We start from the raw sequence: 17,849 nt of genomic DNA on the forward strand, positions 1-17,849 counted from the left end.
GTCAGCCTCCTCCCGCGCGGGTCAGTTTGCTGCCCTGGTCCTGGCGGTAGGGCGCGCCCTGCCATTCACCGAAGCCCAGCACGCGGCTCGGCTCGAACGCCACGAAGTTCCACGGCCCGGAGTAGGTGTTGTCGTGGAGCCGGTTGCCCTGGTCGAAGGTGATCGCCTGCTGGACGACCTCGCCCTTGTACGGCGACCACTCCGGGAAGGTCCCGAAGTTCGCGAGCATCGCCATCCGCGCGCAGCTCTCCTCGCAGCCGGTGACGACCGGGTCGAGCACGAACCGGTTGTGGTGGATCTCGACGCGCTGCGTCTTCCACCGGCAGTCCTCGTTCAGCGCGCCCGACGCGATCGCGGGCTGCGCGCATTTCGCCTGTTCGGGCACCAGCCGCGTGCAGGAACCGGACGAGGTGTTGGCCGGGCTGTTGCAGAACCGGTCGGAGTTCTCCCACAGGGTGACGCCGTTCCAGTTGTTCTCGAACGAGTTGCCGGAGATCTCCAGTTTGTCCGTGCGTGCCTTCACCCTCGGCTCGCCGCCGGACTCGGACAGGTAGATCGACGCCACCGGGAAGCTGTCGCCGCGGTCGATGTAGCCCTTGCCGTCCACCCAGTTGTTCCGGCGGATGGTGTTGCCGCGGATGACGGCGTTGTAGCTGGTCTCGTACATCAGGGCGGAGCCGTCGTTGTTCTCGATGACGTTGCCCTCGACGAGGAAGTCGTTGTTGTTCGTGTCGGCCCACAGCCCGACGCCGCGGTTGTCGTGCACCCAGTTGCCCCGGATGTCGGCGCCGTCGACCGACCAGAACTTGATCCCGCCGGAGCAGCCGCAGCCGTCGATCTTGCTTTCCCAGTCGCCGGTGTTGTTACCGGAGATCTCGTTGCCCTCGACTACCAGGCCCTTGATCGCGTTGCCCTGCGCGTAGGCGTTCATGCCGTACTGCCCGTTGCGCCGCAAGCAGTTCGCGCGGACCTGCTGCCGCGCGCCCGCCATCAGCGCGGCGCCGTCGTTGTCCTGGACGGTGCTGTGTTCGATGACCCAGCCGTCGGCCGAATCGTGGTTGACCACGCCTTCATCGTGCGGCGCGGCGAAGCCCTGCACGGTCAGGTACTGGATCTTGACGTCGGCCTCGTGGCCGGAGAAGGCGTACTGGTTGATCTTCCGGCCGTCGAGGATCGCGTTCGGCGCGCCGAGGTAGACGTTGCCCGTCTTCGGGTTGACCTGGTCGTAGCGGTCGTCGCCGAGTTTGTGCGTGCCCGGCGCGAGCCAGAAGGTCGTCCCGGCCGGGCTCGACCGCGTCTTCGCGGCGAGGTCGCCGGGCACCGCCGGGTCGATCTTGACCGCACCCGCCGGCGCTTCGGCCGGCCCCGCCTTCGCCTTGTCGCACACCTGCGCGATCGAGCCGGACGGCGCCTGCGCCGGATCAGGCCCCTTCCCTGCCTCGTCCGGTCCGGAAGTGCAGGCGGTGAACGTCAGCGAGCCGAGCAGCACCAGAAGTGCTGCCCGGCGGAGACGGTGCGGTCGTGCTGTCACAACGGCGGGTCCTCGTTACTGGTGTCGAAGGTGAGCTCGGTGGTGAAAGTGGCGCCGTCGGAGGCGATGCCGCCGCCGAACAGGGTCCACGCGGGCTCGCGCCTGCCGAACCCGGCCGAGTACCAGCCCATCGGGAGCCCGGTCTCGCCGCGGTGCGCCGACCAGTCCAGCTCCGGCGGCAGCATGAGCGAAGCCGTCCGGACCTGGCCGTCGGCCGTCCAGGACAACGTCGCCGTCCCGCCGGAAAGCGAGACCTCGACGGCCGGGCCGAAGTGGAACGCGAGACGGCAGTGCTGGGCCTCCCCGCCGCGGACCTCGTCGAGGATCCGGAGCGCCGAGTCCGCCAGCTCCACCGACCGGCGGTGGATCGCCGGGGCGTAGCCGTCGTGTTCCGCGCACCAGCGCGACGGTGTTCCCGCCGCGTTCACGGTGGTGACGGCGTGTTTCGTCCACAGGAACGGGCCGCCGGAGACGGACTGGTCGGTGCGGGACAGCTCCAGCGTGTTGTGCGCGGCCGTGGACCGGAAGTACGACCGCCACTTCGGTTCGCCGTGGTAGCAGTAGGTCCCGGGGTCGGCGAGGATGTCGACGCCGTCGTGCCGGACCTCCACCGAGAGCGCGTCCGCGTGCGCGTGCGCGGCGATCGACAGGAAGCCGTGCGGCCCGCCGTCGCAGCGGGCCCAGACGGCGCCCTCGCGCAGGATGGTCATCCCGGCGTCGGCGAAGTCGTCGCGGCGCCGGGCGGGACGCTGAATGCCGACCTGGACGTCCTTGGCCAGCGCGGAGAAGAGCGTCGTGCGGACATCGCCCTCACGCGTCTCCGGCCACCAGTCCAACCGTCCGAAAAGGACGGACCCGGTGTTGAGCAGCGACGCCCAGCGGCTGGTCTCGTCGCCATCGACGATGAGCCCGAAGCCGTCGTCGGCGTCACCCTGCCGCGGCGGCCGCAGCCTGTTGTCCACAATGGACGCCAGTGCGTCGGTCATCCTCAGCAGCACCAGCCAGGTCGACTCGGGCACCGCGACCCCGGCGGCCTTCGCCTCCAGTGCCCCGGCGAGCCCCAGTTCCAGGACGAGCCCGTGGTACTCGGTGGCGAGTTCACGGTTGAGACCGGAGTCGAAGGTGTTGTGGCGCAGCATCTTGTCCAGCGACGTCAGCGCCGCGTCCCGCCACTGGCCGGATTCGGGGAACCAGGCGAACGCGCAGGCGGCGGCGAGCTGCCCCGCGTCCTCGGCGATCACGTGGTTGTTCGCCGACGAACCCCGGCTCGGGAACGCGGCCAGCCAGCGCTGGTGGTGCCAGATCTGCGTGAGCGCCTCGGGGTTGTCCTCGAACAGCGCCGGGGCCTGCGCCCAGCCGTCGAGCAGCCGCCGGACCCACACCCACGACAGCAGCCGGATGCCGAGTTCGATCCCGCTGACCCAGTGCACCCCGCACATCGGCGGGTTGGCCGCCCACCACGACTTCAGGTGCGCGGCGACGCGCTCGGCGTAACGGTCTTCGCCGGTCAGCGCGTACGCCGCAGCCAGCACGGTGAGGTGCTGGTGCCGCGACGGCTCCCAGATCTGCTTGATGTCGCCGACGGTGTCCTCGCTGCGGTACGGGACGTCGAACGAGTACACGTCGGACGGTGCGCGGCGGCCGGTCTTCGGGTCGTACGACCAGTCCGGGTCGACGAGGTCGTCCCGCTCGACGCCGAAGTACTCGGCGTGCCCGTCCATCAGGCGGTCCGCGGTGACGAGCAGATCCTTCACCGCCTCACCCGAGACGGCGGCCAGGACGTCCTCGCCGGGCACCGGCGCGAACCGGCGGTCCGGCAGCCACGCGGGCCTGTCCCCCGCGACCCCGCGCCACTGGCGTTTGCGCACGACGTCGGTGACCCGGCCCGCGACCTCGGCCGGCCCCATCCGCGACAGTCTTCGCAGGTACCAGGACGGATCCATCAGGCCAACCCCTCCTTGGCGTTGATCCGCACGGCGGCGCCGGTCTCCAGGCTGCGGTTGACCGCCAGCGTGGCCAGCGTCGTCGCGACGAGCGACTCGACGGACACCGGCATCGCGACCCCGGTCCGCAGAGAAGTGACGAACGCCTCCAGCTCGGCGGCCTGGCCCTTGTCCCGGCCCTTGGGGATCCGCGAACTGGCCCACTTCTTGCGGCCGAACACCGACGCGCGCGCGAAGTCGTCGAACTTCAGCACCTTGCCGTCGGCGGTGACGTCGATCGTCTCCTTGGGGAACGCCGAAGAACCGCTGGTGGTGTAGGCGATCGACGCGGTCGAGCCGTCCGGGTAGCGCAGCAGGATCTGCAGGTCCTGGTGCCCGGGGGTCGCGGTGGCGTACACCGAGACCGGGTCGGAGCCGAGCAGCCAGCTGACCGTGTCGATGAAGTGACCGCCCTCGCCCGCGAACCGCGAACCCTCGCTGTCGGCCTGGTTGTACCAGCTGCCGGCGTCGAGCTGACCGGCGTTGACCAGGTACCGCACGGAAGCCGGGCCGATCCGCGGCCCGAAGTGGAGCACCGACTCGCCGAGCAGCGGGGCGAACCGGCGGTTGAACCCGACCTGCAGCCGGTCGTTGCCGGACTCCTCGATCGCGCCGAGCACGATCTCGAGTTCCTTCTCCGACAGCGCGAGCGGCTTCTCGACGAAGACGGCCTTCCCCGCGAGCAACGCCCGCCTGGTCAGCTCCGCGTGCGAGCTGTGCCGGGTCACGATGAACACGGCGTCGATCGAGGAGTCGTCGAGCATCGTGTCGAGGTCGGTGGTGGCGCGGCCGAAGCCGAACTTGCGCTTGGCGTTCGCGCCCGAGAGCGCGGAGGTGGTGACGACCTCGGTGAGGTCGACGCCCTCCATCTCCGTCAGATGCGGCAGAAGCATCGAGGACGCGTAGTTGCCCGCGCCGATGAACCCGATCCGCACGCCGCCGGGCCTCGGCACCGCGCGCGTGGTCACCGTCTTCGGCATCGCGACCTCGGCGACCGGCTCGGTGGTCGTGGCGGCGCGCTTCTCGTACTCGAACAGCACCGCGACGGCCTTGAGCTCGCCCTCGTTCAGCTTCCGGTACGTCTCGACGGCGTCGGAGAACTCCGAGACGTGCGAGATCAGCGGCTCGACGTCGAGACGGCCGCTGCCCATCAGGTCGACGACGCATTCGAGGTTGCGGCGCTCGGTCCAGCGGACCTGGCCGATCGGGTAGTCGCGGCCCTCGAGTTCGTACTCCGGGTCGTAGCGGCCGGGGCCGTACGAACGGGAGAACCGGACGTCGAGTTCCTTTTCGTAGTAGGCGTTCCACGGCAGGTTCAGCGAGCACTTGCCGATGTCGATCACCCGGCCGCGGTCGCGGGCCAGCTTCGCGGCCAGTTCCACCGGCTCGTTCGTGCTGCCGCCCGCGGCGAGGTACACTTGGTCGACGCCGTGCCCGGAGCTGATCTCCGCGACCGCGGTGTCGATGACGCCGGACGACGGGTCGCCGCACTTCAGGGCACCGAGCTGTTCGGCGAGCGCGCACCGCGCCGGATCCGGGTCGACACCGACCACGCGGACCCCGGAGGCGACCAGCAGCTGCACGACCAGCTGGCCGATCAGGCCCAGCCCGATGACCAGCGCGATGTCGCCGATCTGCGGTTCACCCTGGCGGACGCCCTGCATCGCGATCGAGCCGACCGTGCCGAACGCGGCGTGCCGCGGGTCGACCCCGTCTGGCACCTTGGTGTACAGGTTCTTGGGCACCCAGTTCAGTTCCGCGTGCAGTGCGTGCTCGTTCCCGGCGCACGCCACGTAGTCCCCGACGGCGACGTCGTGGATGCCCGCGCCGACCTCCTCGACCACGCCGCACAGCGAGTAGCCCAGCGGCGTGTACGAGTCGAGCTTGTTCATCGCCTTGCGGTAGGTGGCGCCGAGCCCGTTGGTCGCGACGCTCTGCATCACCTTCGCGACCTGGTCCGGCCGCGCCTTCGCCTTGCCCACCAGGGAAAGGCTCGCCTCGGACACCTTCATCATCTCGGTGCCGGTGGAGATCAGCGAATAAGCGGTGCGGACCAGCACACCGCCCGCTTTGCACGCGGGGACTTCGACGTCGAGGAGCGCCAGCTCCCCGCTCTTGTAGTTCTGCACTACCTGCTTCACGTCGCTCCTCAGCGATCAGGTGGTCCGGGCCGCGACGGCGCCGCGGTACCAGTACTCGAGGGTCAAGATGTGCCAGAGGTGCTTGGACCGGTCCTGCTGCCCGGACGCGTCTTCGTCCACGAGCTTCTGCAGCGCCTCACGACGGAGGAACCCGGCCTTCACCAATTCACCTTCGTTCGTCACCTCGCGCACCAAGGGCGCGAGGTCGCGGCTCATCCAGGCCCGCAGCGGCGCGCTGAACAGACCCTTCGGCCGGTGCACGATCTCGGCGGGGAGGATCGACAGCGCCGCTTCCTTCAGCGCCATCTTCCCTTGGCGCTTCACGATCTTCTTGTCACCGGGGATCCGGAACGCGGCCTTGACGACCTCGATGTCGACGAACGGCGTCCGCACCTCGGTCGACGCCGCCATGCTGGACCGGTCGGTGTAGGCGAGGTTGAGCCCCGGCAGGAAGAGCCGGGAATCGGCGAGACACATGCGGTTCACGAAGTCCGACAACGTGTTGTCGTGATAGGTGTCCGCGTGCTCGGTGATCACGTCGTCGACGGCGCCCGCCAGGTCCGGGTTCAGCAGCCCGGCGAGTTCGGCCTGGTCGTACATCGTGTAGCTGCGCCGAAACGCGGTCTCCTCCGGCAGTTCCGCGAACGAGAGGAACCGTTTGGCGAACCGGACCGACCGGAATCCGCGCTTCGACGTCGCCACCGGCAGTCTGTCCACAAGGGACTCGACGGGGCGGCGGACGAGGCCGGGCACCCGCTGGTACTGCACGGCGAGCGTGTTCGCGAGGTGCTTGCGGTACCCGGCGAACAGCTCGTCGGCGCCCATCCCCGAAAGCATCACCTTGACGCCGGCCTCGCGGGCGGCGGTGCAGATCAGGTAGCTGTTGATCGCCGCCGGATCGCCGATCGGCTCGTCGAGGTGATATGTCATCCTCGGCAGCAGGTCCAGCACCTGCGGCGCGATCTCGATCTCGTGCAGGTCGACGCCGAACTTCGCGGCGACCTTCTTCGCGTACATCAGGTCGTCCGGCATCGCCTCGAACTTCGCGTCCTCGGCCCGGAAACCGATGGTGTACGCGGAGATCCCCGGCTGCTCGCGCGCGGCGAGCGCGGTCAGATAGCTGGAGTCGAGCCCGCCGGAGAGGAACGTCGCGACCGGCACGTCGGCCATCAGGTGCTTGCGCGTCGAGTCCTCGATGACGGCGTTGAGGTCGAACTCGCCTTCATACGCCGCGCCCTCTTCGGCGACCTGGCGCAGCGACCAGAAGCTGCCGCGCTCGACGTCGCCGTTCGGGCGGAACCGCGCCCAGCTGCCCGGCGGCAGTTTTTCGGCTTCGCTGAACGCGCAGCGGCCGTCCGGGACCCAGTAGTAGAGCAGGGACGCGACGAGCGCGGTGTCGTCGACGGTCAGGGAGCCGCCCAGCTCGGTGGCCAGCGCCTTCAGCTCGGACGCGAACGCGACCCCCTTGCCGCGGCGCACCAGGAAGAGCGGTTTGATGCCCAGCTGGTCCCGGACCAGGGTCAACGTGCCGGTGCGCTCGTCGAAGACGCCGAACGCGAACATGCCGCGCAGCCGGTGCAGGCCCTCGGTGCCCCACTTGCGCCAGGCTTCCAGGACGACCTCGGTGTCGGACGTCCCCCGGAAGCGCACCCCGGCGGCTTCGAGTTCCTTCCGCAGTTCCGGCGAGTTGTACAGCTCGCCGTTGTAGGTCAGCGCGAGCCCGTCCTTGACCATCGGCTGCGCGCCGGTCTCGGTCAGGTCGACGATCGACAGCCGACGGTGTCCTAAATGGACTTCACCGTCGCCCGCCCGGTGGTCGTACCGCCCCGAACCGTCCGGTCCGCGATGGGCGAGGATTTTCGTCAACCGATCGGTGAGCGGTCCCCCGTCCGGCCAGAAGTAGGCCCCTGCGATGCCGCACATCTGTTTTCGCTCCCCTTATAAGGCTTCGGCGTTATCCGGTGAAACGGGCGAGAATCGTTTGGTCGGCTGATCGGCGTTGTCCTGGTCCTCGGGCCGCTTGTACGGCGTCGGCGGACGGCGTCGCGCGGACTTCTTCTCCCGCGGCGGCTCCAAAACCCGCTCGACGGTGCGTTCGGCGTCCGTCTCCACCGGCGCCACCGTCGAGAGCCGCCGCACCGGGGCGTCCTCGTCGGGGAACATCTCGACCGGCTTCGGCGCGGGCCGCGGCACCCGTCGTTCCGGCGCGACCTTCCGCTCGGGCAGGACCTTGCGCTCCGGTGCACGGGCAGGTGCCACCGGACGGGGGGTCATCACCGGCCGCGCGGGCACCGGGATCGGCTCCGGCGTGGCACCGGCACGGCCGCGCAACGCGGTGTGCAGGCCGTCCCACAGCGTCCCGTCGGTGTGGTCACGCGGATCCGGATCCACCAGGACGACGCCGATGATCGGGATGCGCCGGTCCGCCAGCTGGCGGGCGACGGTGTGCAGCCATTCGGTGTTCGCGTGCGCGGTGCGGACGACGAGGATCGTCTCCTCACCCAGGAATTCGAGGTCGGTCCACGCCGTGCCCGGCTCGATCGAACCGACTCCGATGCGGCGTTCCTTGCCATTCAACGGAGCGTCGCCGCGGTCCAGCACCTGGATCGGGGCGTCGCCCGCCAGCTCGCGGAGGTTCGCCTTCGGCAGGTCGTCGACGAGCGAGACCGGCCCCTTCTCCGCCAGTTCGCGCGCCATGTCGACGGCGAGCGCGGCGGTGACCCGGCGGGCGCCGAGGTCGAGCAGCGACACCGAACCGCCCTCCTGGGAGACGGCGCGGACCAGGGTCGCCGCGGCGCGCTGCCGCCGGGTCACCGCCCGCGAACGCCGCAGGAACCGGGGCGGTTCGGGCAATTGCGCGATCACGGAGGCGCCGAGGTGCCGCGAGATCTCCCGGCGCAGGACCGGCCGGTCCTTCACCACGCTCGTGATGGCCGCGAGTCCCAGCCCGGCGAGCAGCCCCAGCGCGAGGCCGATGCCCATGTCGGTGCCGAGGGTCTTGAGCAACGACTTCGGCAGGATCCGCGGCGCGTCCACGATCTGCGTCCCGGCGGCGACCTTCGGCGTGCCGATGCCCGCCTCCTGCGCGCGGCCGTCGTAATCGGAGATCTTGGAGGTCAACTCCGCCCGGCGCGAGTACAGCCGCTCCAGCTGGGCGGGGTTGGCGTTGCGGCCCTTGGCCTCTTCGGTGACGATCGACGCTTCGATCGGGGTGAGTTCGTTCTGGGCCTGGTTGCGCTGGTCGAGCAGGGCCTTCTGCTGCGCGGCCGCGGCCGCCTGGTTGCGGCCGATGTACTCGGCGATGAAGGCGTCGGAGATCGCCTGCGCGCGGGCTATCGCCTCGTCCTTGGTCTTGCCCTTGACCGTCAGCTGGAGGACGTTGTTCGTCAGCCCGAGCCCGTCGTAGTCCTTGAGGAACTCCTCCGGAGCTTGCGTGCTGTTCAGTTTCTTGAGCGCCTCACCGGCGGTCTTGGTGGTCTTGAGCACGGCGACGTCGGTGCGCATCAGCGTCCCGCTGTCGGTCGGTGAGTCGTCGGGGTGGATGACGAGGATCTGCGCCACCGCCGTGGGCGGCGACGGCAGGAGCATCGCGACCAGGCCGCCTGCGATCAGCCCCAGCAGAGCGGTGGCCGTCCACAGGCGACGTCGTCTCCGGATCGAGACGACCAGTCGCTGGAGGTCGATGAGCGGTTCGGACTTGGTCTTTTCGGCGCTGGTCACGCGGTACCTGCCAGTGCTTCGTGGTCGGTCGGGGTGGTGGCGCCGGGGCCGGTGCGGGTCGGCCGGACCGGGCGGATCAGCACGGTGCCCACCACGGCGAGCCCGGCGTCGGCGACGGCTTCGGCGATCCCGACCAGCTCCCAGGCGGACCGGGAACCGAGGCCGGCCACGACGAGGATCCCCTCCGCGTCGCTGTCTTCGATGACGGGCCGGACCGGGGAGATCGTCGCCACGGTGTACCAGCGGTCGGCGAGGGCGGCGATCCGCTCGGCGGCCACCTGCCCGGCGTGGTCGTCTTCGGCGGCCACGATGAGCAGCCGCCGACCGGGGAGCCGGGAAACCAGCCGCCGGTAGTGGACTTCGACGTCGATCTCGTCGGCGTGGACGTCGACCCGCGGGATGTTCCACGGCCTGTCGTCACGGAGGAGCTTGGCGCGCAAGGTCTTCCCGGCGGGTCGTTCTTCGACGGCGTCGAAGGTGGCCAGCACCGGGCCGCTGATCGCCGCGGCGATCTCCTCCTCGTCCTTCAGCCGCCGGTCCGTGCGGACGGTGAAGAGGTGCCCGAACAAGCCGACGAGGAAGAACAAGAGCGCGCCGCCGAGGGCGAGCTGCGGCAGAGTGGGCGCCGCCGGCGCGGACGGCAGCTGGGCCGAACCGAGGACGACCATGTTGCCGAGCCCGCTGGCGGTGTCGGCCGCGTTGAGGCTGGACATGGCCGACTCGATCGACGTGCGCAGGCCCTGCAGTTCGGTGCGGAGCTGGACGCTTTCCACGGTCGTCTTGCCTTCGTTGACCTTCGTGGAGAGTTCGCTGATCCGCTGGTTCGTCTGCGCGACCTGCTGCCGCAGCGTCTCGCGGCGTTCCTGCGCCAGCTGCACCGCGGCGTCGCCGGAGCCGGCGATGATCTGCGTCGAGTACTTCACGAACTCGCTCGCGACCTGGTCGGCCAGCCGCTGCGTCTGTTCGGCGGTGTCACCGGTGACCCCGATGGTGATGACATTGCCCTGTGCGACCGACGTGGCCACCTTGTCCCGCAGGTCGGCGCCGGTCTGTCCGTCGCCGAGCGTGGCGGCGGCCCGGTCGAGCACGACCGAACTGGTCGCCACCTCGGCCTGGGTGAGCAGTTCGTCCGCCTCGCGCGGGCCTTGCAGCAGCACGCTGGACGACGTCCGGTAGCCCGGAGAAAGGATCATCGAAGATCCCGCGCCGATCAGAGCGCCGAGGAGGGCGAGGGCCACCAAGGTCCGCCATCGCCCGCGCAGAACCTGTCCGATCATGGACAGGCGCACCGTGTCGTCAGTCAAAGCCGGGATCTCCCATCGGTGCGTGCGGGTGCAGCATCAATCCCGTCGGAGCGACCGCGATGTTGGTTACAGGTTTGCGCGAGTCTTGTTCAAAACGCGATCGGGAAGCCGATCAACGGACGGCGGCCGCATAGGCCGCGAGCAGGGCTTTCTGGGAGTTCTCCCAGGAGAGCGGACCGGCGACGCGCTCCCGGCCCAGCTCGCCCATCTTCGCCCGGTCCTCCGGCGAGTCGAGCAGATGCGCGATCAGCTTCGCGAACTCCGGCTCGTCGTTCGCCGGCGCGTAGAGCGCGGCCTCCCCGGCCGAGACCCGGGCCTCCCGCAGTTCAAAGGAGACGATCGGGCGGCTCATCGCCATGTACTCCATGATCTTGTTCATGGTCGACACGTCGTTGAGCGGGTTCAGGGGGTCCGGCGACAGGCAGACGTCGGCCGCGGACAGGTAGCGCAGCAGGTCGGCGTCGGAGATCCGGCCGGTGAACTCGACCTGGTCGTCGAGCTTCAGTTCCTTGGTCAACGCCACCATGGCGTCGAAGGCGTCACCGGCGCCGATGAACACGGCGTGCCAGTCGGTGCGGCCGACCTCGTCACGCAGCGAAGCGAGCGCGCGCAACGCGTAGTCGACGCCGTCCTGCGGGCCCATCACGCCGAGGTACGCCAGCAGATGCGGCTTGCCCTTCTTCAGCTCGGGCTCGGCCGGGACCATGTGGAACCGCTCGACCACGGGCGCGCTCCGCACGACGAAGACGTCTTCCGGCGCTTTGCCGCCGCGTTTCACGGCGACGTCCTTGTAGCTCTCGTTGGTCGCGATGACGACGTCGGCCGTCTTGTAGGTGCGTCGTTCCAGCGCGCAGACCGCGCGGTAGAGCAGGTCCTCACCGCGGTTGAAGCGCGAGAGGTACAGCTCGGGGCAGAGGTCGTGCTGGTCGAAGATGAACTTCGCGCCCTGGCGCTTGAGGTACAGCGCGACGAGGAACAGCATGTCCGGCGGGTTGCAGGCGTGCACGACGTCGATCTTTCCGCCCCGGCCGACCTTGCGGGCGAGCCGGAGCGTGTGCCACAACGCCGAGCCGTACTCCTGGACGTACCCGGCGGGACCACCGGTGGCGGCCTTCAGCGGGTAGCGCAGGATGTGGACGCCGTCGATGGTGACTTCGGCTTCGGTGTCCCGTTTCGTCCCTTGTGGACAGATGACGTGGACTTCCCAGCCGGCGTCGCGGAGTGTCTGGCACTCCTGCCAGACGCGGCGATCGAAGGGGACGGAAAGGTTCTCGACGAGGATGAGAGCTTTACCAGGCAAGACCGACATATCCCTCTTCAGCCCGGCGCCGGTCGGCGTCGGGTACGCGGACGAGATCGATGATGGTGCGGCCGCCGCCCGCCGGGAGCGCCGCGAGGACCTCCGGATCGACCGTGCCGATGAGGCAGACCTCGGCGTGGTCGGCGACCTCTTCGATGGAGCCGGCGAGCAGCTGGCCGAGATGCGGCAGCCTGCCCTCGATGTACTCGCGGTTCGCGCCCATCAGGCGGGAAAGGCTGACGTTGGCGTCGTAGATGCGGAGGTCGTACCCCTTGCCGAGCAGCCGCTCGGCAAGCTCGACGAGCGGGCTCTCGCGGAGGTCGTCGGTGCCGGGTTTGAAGGACAGGCCGAACAGGCCGACCTTGCGCTTCCCGGTGTTGGCGACCAGGTCGAAGGCGCGCTGGAGGTGTTCGTCGTTGGAGGGCAGCACGTGCGAAAGGATCGGGACGGCGACGTCCGCGCGGTGCGCGGCGTAGACCAGGCCGCGCAGATCCTTGGGGAGGCACGAGCCGCCGAAAGCGAACCCGGGGCGGAGGTAGGCGGGGCTGATGTTGAGCTTGCGGTCGGCGAGGAAGACGTCGATCACCTGGTGCGAGTCGAGCCCCAGGGCGCGGCAGATGGCGCCGAGCTCGTTCGCGAAGCCGATCTTGAGACCGTGGAAGGAGTTGTCGGCGTACTTCGTCATCTCGGCGACCGGGATCGCGACCCGGAAGACCTCGCCGGGAAGCCCTTCGTAGAGCGCCGCGACGACGTCGCCACTGGCCGGGTCGAGCTCGCCGATGACGGTCTTGGGCGGGTCGAAGAAGTCCTTGACGCTGCTGCCCTCGCGGAGGAACTCGGGGTTCACCGCGACCCCGAAGTCGACGCCGGCGGTGCGGCCGGACGACTTCTCGAGGATGGGGACGAGCAGGTCCAGGCAGGTGCCCGGGAGCATCGTGCTGCGGAAGACGACGGTGTGCCGCTCGGCCTTGTCCCTGAGCGCCTCGCCGATCTCCTCGGCGACGCGTTCCAGGAACGCCGTCGACAGGCTGCCGTTCGGCGCCGACGGGGTGCCGACGCAGATCAGGGAGACTTCGCTGTCCGCGATCGCCTGTCTTACGTCGGTGGTCGCTCTCAGCCTGCCCTGGGCGACCACTTCCGCGGTCAGTTCCCCGATGCGTTCTTCGACCACCGGCGCCTTGCCGCCGGAAATGAGGTCGATCTTCACCGGGTTCACGTCGACCCCGACGACCTCGTGCCCCTGCCCGGCAAGGCACGCAGCCGACACGCAACCGACGTAACCGAGCCCGAAGACACTGATCTTCATCACGAATTCCTCCAGCCGCATTCCGCTGCCCGTTGGTCGGCGGACGGACCGGGTTCGTTACCGGTGTCCGTGGTTCGCCTTCTTTTGGCGGAATGCCTGTGCGGCAAGGGAATTACTCATCGCTCGGCAGGCACGAAACGCTACAGGCGACGCGTAACGATCTCGTGAGTGATTTGGGTCGGGCGGGGAGGGGCAGGGCGGCGGTGAGGGAGAGGGAGAAGAGAGGGAGGGCTGCGGTGAGGCGTGGGTCGGGGTGGTCGTGAGTGGTAAGTGACGTTAGAACGTCACTTACCACTCACGACCACCCCGACCGAAGTTATCCACAGCCATCCTGCTCTCTCACCCCGTTATCCACAGATCCGCTCCAGGCTCTCCACAGCGGCGGTTCGGCGGCGATCGTCGAAGGGTGCCCACCCACGAACGCTGGTCCGAGGAGTCGATCCCGGCCGAACAACGCCCGAGCTGGCCGGTCCTCCTCGCCGAGCAGCACGGAATCGTCTCAAGAAGCCAATTACGCGCCTACGGCCACACCATGTCGGACATCAGGGCGAATCTCGCGGGCGGGCGCTGGCGGCGAGTTCTCCCGCGCGTTTACTCGACGTTCACCGGCGAGTTGTCCCGCTCGGCGAAGATCCATGCCGCGTTGCTCTACGGGAGCGGCTACGCCATCTTGAGCCATCGCACCGCCGCAGAAGAATGGAAACTTCTCCCGATCATCGAGGGACCGGTCGAAATCACGGTCCCGTACACCTTCTCCGCGATCTCGCAGGAGCCTTTGGTGATTGTGCACAGATCCCGCGCACTGCCCCATATCGCCGCCGGAACGAATCCGCCGCGGACCAGAGTCACGGACACGATCCTGGATCTGGCCACCGCTCAGCGGACACCGCGACAAGCGACGAACGTCATCGTCGACCTGCTCGGCCGGACCAGGATCTCAGTGGCCGCCATGGAGGCTTGCGTGTTCGTCAGGCCGCCGTTCCGCTATCGGCCCGCCATCCGATACGGCCTCGCACTCGTCGGCGGCGGACTGATGTCGGCGCTCGAAGTGGAGTACAAGGAATCAGTCGAAGACGAGCACGGTCTCCCGCAAGGCAGTCGGCAAACACCTTTCGAGGTGAACGGCAAGACCTTGTGGGAGGACGTCACCTACGACGCGCAGGGCGCCGCGGTGACCGTGCGGCTGGATGGCCGCGCGACCCACGCCACGCCCGGCGTCGCCTTCCGGGACCGTCGCCGTGACAACGCCGCGGAACTGGCTGGGCGGGCAAGGCTCGTCTACGGGTGGCAGGACGTCCGGGACTCACCGTGTGAAGTAGCGGCCGAGGTCCGCACCATTCTGATCCGGGAGGGCTGGATTCCTTCGAACGCAACAAAAGGTACGTGCTGTCACTGCCGCTGATCGCGTGAACGATCTCTGGAACACGTCCAGGCCACCCGTACGGTTGCCCGGCCTCGGCGCCGGAATGTTCCGCACTGGCCACTCGCCCGATCCGGACTTTAGGTTCGATTCGTCAACGACGATCGCCTGGGGCGCCCGCTACGGACGGGCGCGCCGGACGAGACTGGGGAGAACCGATGCGAAGAACATCGCTGCGCGCCCTCGGCGTGCTCACCACGACCTTCACCCTCGCCGGGGTGCTGACGGCCACGCCCGCGAGCGCCGAACCCGGGCCCAACCTCAAGGTGACGGCGACGGTCGTCCAAGGCCGTTATCTACCGGGCGACGAGATCCCGGTCGACGTGGTGGTCACCAACGTCGGCGACACCGCCGCCACCGAGGCCAAGGGGAGCAACTACACGACTTCGGGGCCGTACTACGCGGTCCCCCGGGGGGCCTGGGGCGACCTCGACAACGCGGGCCCCGGGGCCTCCTTCGCCCCTGGTGAGACCCGGACCTATCGCGTGGCAGGCAAGTCGATGTCCGGCGGCAGGGAGAACCCCGTCGTGCAGTTCGAGGTGCGCACACCCGGCGATGTCGACTACCGGGACAACACTTCCATCGTCACCCTGGAACACGTTCCGTTCGGCACGACCGATCGTGTCGCCGGGCAACTGTACGGCGACACGAACGGCGACGGCCTGCCGTCTCCCGGGGAGGGCCTGGCCGGGGCCGGGGTCCACTTGAGCGGCGTGGGCATGACCGGTCCCCTGGCCACGACCACGGACTCCACCGGCCGGTTCGAGTTCGCCGCCGTACCGGTCAGCCCCAACGCGGGTTTCTACTTCGACAACGTTCCCGACAACTGGGTCACCCCCTACACGGGCGGCCTCAGGGTGGACGGATCCGGCGCGCACACCGCGCTCGCGGTCAAGGCGACCCGCCCTTTGACCGATGTGCTCAAGGCCAGTGGCAGCCTCGACAAGGCGAACTACGCCGTGGGTGACATCGCCAAGGCGAAGATCGTCCTCACCAACACCGGCGCCCGGGAGCTCACCGGTCTGTGGCTGGGCTGCGACCCGGTCGGCAGCGGACTGCATCTCGAAATCGACGACACCCAGTGGGGCGACTTCAGTCCGCTGAAACGGGCCGGCGTGCTGGCGCCGGGTCAGCGTCTCGAGTTCACGGTTTCCGGCAAGGTGCCGGAAAAGGCGAGTTATTTCGGCAGGGTCTTCCTGGGGTGCTACACCGCGAGCGGCGACGACTCCAGCGGTTCTCACGTCGAGGCGTCCGGCAAGGTGCCGGGCAAGCGGGCAGATTCCCGAGGCCGGCTCTGGACTGACAAGAACGGCAACGGCCAGTGGGATTCCGGCGAACAGGTGCCGAACGTGAACGCCACCCTGAGCACCGACGACGGAAAACTCGTGTCGCTCGCGAGGTCCGACGCCGACGGCTGGCTGACGTTCCCGAACGTCGGTGTCGGTGTCTACCGGTTGCGGACCCTCGGACCGTGGCAGGCGGTGGACGACACCGACGTCTACATCGTCGCCCCGCCCTACGGATTCGGTGACTGGTACCAGCGAGTGGTCCGGCGCTGATCCGCCGAACGACGAACGGCCCCGGGACGGAAGCTCCCGGGGCCGTTGCCGTACAACGACTTTCGCTACCCGACCCACTTCGCGGCCAGGCCTTCGCCGACTGAGGTCGCCTTGTTGTGGTCCTCGGTCGGAGTCACCTTCGAGTTCTTGAAGCAGATGTAGGTGACGCCCGAGTCGACGCCGCCGTTCGCCGGGTCCGGGTTGATTCCCAGCGACTTCGCGGTCGCGTAGGACGCCTCGCCGATGATGTCCTTCGGGCCGGTGTCACCGATGACGGTGTAGAGCACCTTGTTGTTGTAGATCACCGCGCACGAGCCGGCGCCCTTGAGACCGGACTTCTCGAAGTTCCACGTGCTGCTGATACTCGGCACGACGATGTAGGGCGTCTGGTCGGCGATCAGGGCCTTGCCGTCGGAGCGCGGGTACGCGGTGCCGTCCTGGAACCACGGGTCGGTGTTCTTGTTGCACCGCGGGGTCGGCTGCCCGTCGCAGTCGACGTCCATGTCGGCCTTCCAGAACACGGCGTTCCCGGCGTCGCAGACCGCGATGGTCCGGCCGGTCTCCTCGTCGGTCTTGTACTTGCCGTTCGAGATCTGGTTGCAGCTGGTGGTCTTCGCCAGCAGCTGCTGCGCGGTCGGACCCGCCTGTATCGAAGGGGCCGCCGAGGCCGCCGCCGCGGGGGCCAGTCCTGCGGCCACCACCATCGCCGAGAACAGGAGCAATTTCCGCATACCGTGCACCCCTTAGTTAATAAGGCTTCTTTACCGAAGGGTGCTCAGGATGCCGCCGTGCACGGGTCAGCTCAAGGGCCGGCAGGGTGTTCTTTTCTCACCGTACAACGGAAACCGGTCAAAAGCGGGCAAGCCTGGCGACTCGCGCCATCATCCGTCCCGCTCGGCGGTACAGGCCATCCCGCTCACCGAGCACGCTGTCTATCCACTCCTGATCGACGTCGTGCCGGACCTCGGTCCGCGGCCGCAGCCAGCTGTCGCGCGGCACCGCGCCGCCTTCGGTCGTGTACACGCGCGTCGCGCCGGAACGCCGGAGCCTGCTGAGCACGCGCCGGTCGTAGGCGCCGAACGGCGGCGCGTACGCGCGTACGGGTTTCCCGCTCAGGTCGGCGAGCAGCTTCGGCGCGGCTTCGAGTTCGCGCCGGGCGTGCCTGCCGTCGAGACGCCGCCAGTCGCGATGTTCCCAGCCGTGCGAGCCGATCGACATCCCCGCCTCGGTCAACCGCCGCAGGCCGTCGGCGTCGACGAAGCCCCGCTGGCCGATCCGGCCTGCCAGCGGGAAGAACTCCGCTGTGAGATCGCGCTCCACCAGCTTGGGGAGCGCGATCTCGACGTCGGAGACGTTGCCGTCGTCGAAGGTGAGTCCGACGTCGTCGAGCCCGGCCACCGTGTCGAGCACGCGCTCGAACTGGTCCACCGTCACCCATGTCTCGTTTTCGCCTGGATCGAGCGCGCGCACGGGCTTGCCCACGCCGCCAATCGCCAGGATCACCATCCGCGCCTCATTCGGGACCGAGTGTGTTTCCCGATTAATCGAGTTGGCGAATGGAGTAGTTACACAATCCAGCGAAGTGT

Annotated in this window: 12 protein-coding genes; 2 read left to right on the plus strand and 10 right to left on the minus strand. The window is 68.7% G+C overall.

Annotation, left to right across the window (positions count from 1 at the left end):
• Position 1 precedes the first annotated feature (1 nt).
• The 8 genes from B0293_RS19490 to B0293_RS19525 form a co-directional block, all read right to left on the minus strand.
• Positions 2 to 1,531 (minus strand): right-handed parallel beta-helix repeat-containing protein, encoded by a 1,530-nt coding sequence (locus tag B0293_RS19490; RefSeq protein ID WP_005151947.1) that lies wholly within the window; start codon positions 1,529 to 1,531, stop codon positions 2 to 4.
• Positions 1,528 to 3,474 (minus strand): heparinase II/III family protein, encoded by a 1,947-nt coding sequence (locus tag B0293_RS19495; protein WP_005151943.1) that lies wholly within the window; start codon positions 3,472 to 3,474, stop codon positions 1,528 to 1,530. The genes B0293_RS19490 and B0293_RS19495 overlap by 4 nt, the downstream gene beginning before the upstream one ends.
• Positions 3,474 to 5,654: a bi-domain-containing oxidoreductase gene (locus tag B0293_RS19500; protein WP_005151941.1), complete on the minus strand. Its 2,181-nt coding sequence runs from the start codon at positions 5,652 to 5,654 to the stop codon at positions 3,474 to 3,476. The genes B0293_RS19495 and B0293_RS19500 overlap by 1 nt, the downstream gene beginning before the upstream one ends.
• 15 nt (positions 5,655 to 5,669) lie before the next feature.
• On the minus strand, positions 5,670 to 7,577 hold the full coding sequence (asnB, locus tag B0293_RS19505) for an asparagine synthase (glutamine-hydrolyzing) (RefSeq protein WP_005151940.1): 1,908 nt from the start codon (positions 7,575 to 7,577) through the stop codon (positions 5,670 to 5,672).
• Positions 7,578 to 7,592: 15 nt separating this feature from the next.
• Entirely contained in the window at positions 7,593 to 9,374 is a 1,782-nt protein-coding gene (locus B0293_RS19510) for a Wzz/FepE/Etk N-terminal domain-containing protein (RefSeq protein WP_005151939.1), read from the minus strand.
• Entirely contained in the window at positions 9,371 to 10,651 is a 1,281-nt protein-coding gene (locus B0293_RS19515) for a GumC domain-containing protein (protein ID WP_052014294.1), read from the minus strand. Before B0293_RS19515 ends, B0293_RS19510 begins: the two co-directional genes overlap by 4 nt.
• Positions 10,652 to 10,790: 139 nt before the next feature.
• Positions 10,791 to 11,987 carry a glycosyltransferase family 4 protein gene (locus B0293_RS19520; protein WP_039915756.1) on the minus strand — a complete coding sequence of 399 codons (1,197 nt, stop codon included), beginning with the start codon at positions 11,985 to 11,987 and terminating at the stop codon, positions 10,791 to 10,793.
• Positions 11,968 to 13,284: a nucleotide sugar dehydrogenase gene (locus B0293_RS19525; RefSeq protein WP_005151935.1), complete on the minus strand. Its 1,317-nt coding sequence runs from the start codon at positions 13,282 to 13,284 to the stop codon at positions 11,968 to 11,970. Before B0293_RS19525 ends, B0293_RS19520 begins: the two co-directional genes overlap by 20 nt.
• Before the next feature lie 406 nt (positions 13,285 to 13,690).
• Between B0293_RS19525 and B0293_RS19530 the strand changes: the two genes are divergently transcribed.
• Positions 13,691 to 14,686, plus strand: a complete 996-nt coding sequence (locus B0293_RS19530; protein WP_005151932.1) for a dehydroquinate synthase/iron-containing alcohol dehydrogenase family protein — start codon at positions 13,691 to 13,693, stop codon at positions 14,684 to 14,686.
• A gap of 176 nt (positions 14,687 to 14,862) precedes the next feature.
• Positions 14,863 to 16,263 (plus strand): hypothetical protein, encoded by a 1,401-nt coding sequence (locus B0293_RS19535; protein WP_005151931.1) that lies wholly within the window; start codon positions 14,863 to 14,865, stop codon positions 16,261 to 16,263.
• 65 nt (positions 16,264 to 16,328) lie between these two features.
• Here B0293_RS19535 and B0293_RS19540 read toward each other — a convergent pair whose 3' ends face one another.
• A complete protein-coding gene (locus B0293_RS19540) occupies positions 16,329 to 16,994 on the minus strand; it encodes a glycoside hydrolase family 75 protein (RefSeq protein ID WP_005151929.1) in 666 nt (221 codons plus the stop codon).
• Positions 16,995 to 17,112: 118 nt separating this feature from the next.
• The gene (locus tag B0293_RS19545) at positions 17,113 to 17,769 is read right to left on the minus strand and encodes a polysaccharide deacetylase family protein (protein WP_005151927.1); all 657 of its coding nucleotides are present in this window, start codon (positions 17,767 to 17,769) and stop codon (positions 17,113 to 17,115) included.
• Positions 17,770 to 17,849 lie beyond the last annotated feature (80 nt).

This window comes from Amycolatopsis azurea DSM 43854 (genome assembly GCF_001995215.1).
GTDB lineage: Bacteria > Actinomycetota > Actinomycetes > Mycobacteriales > Pseudonocardiaceae > Amycolatopsis > Amycolatopsis azurea.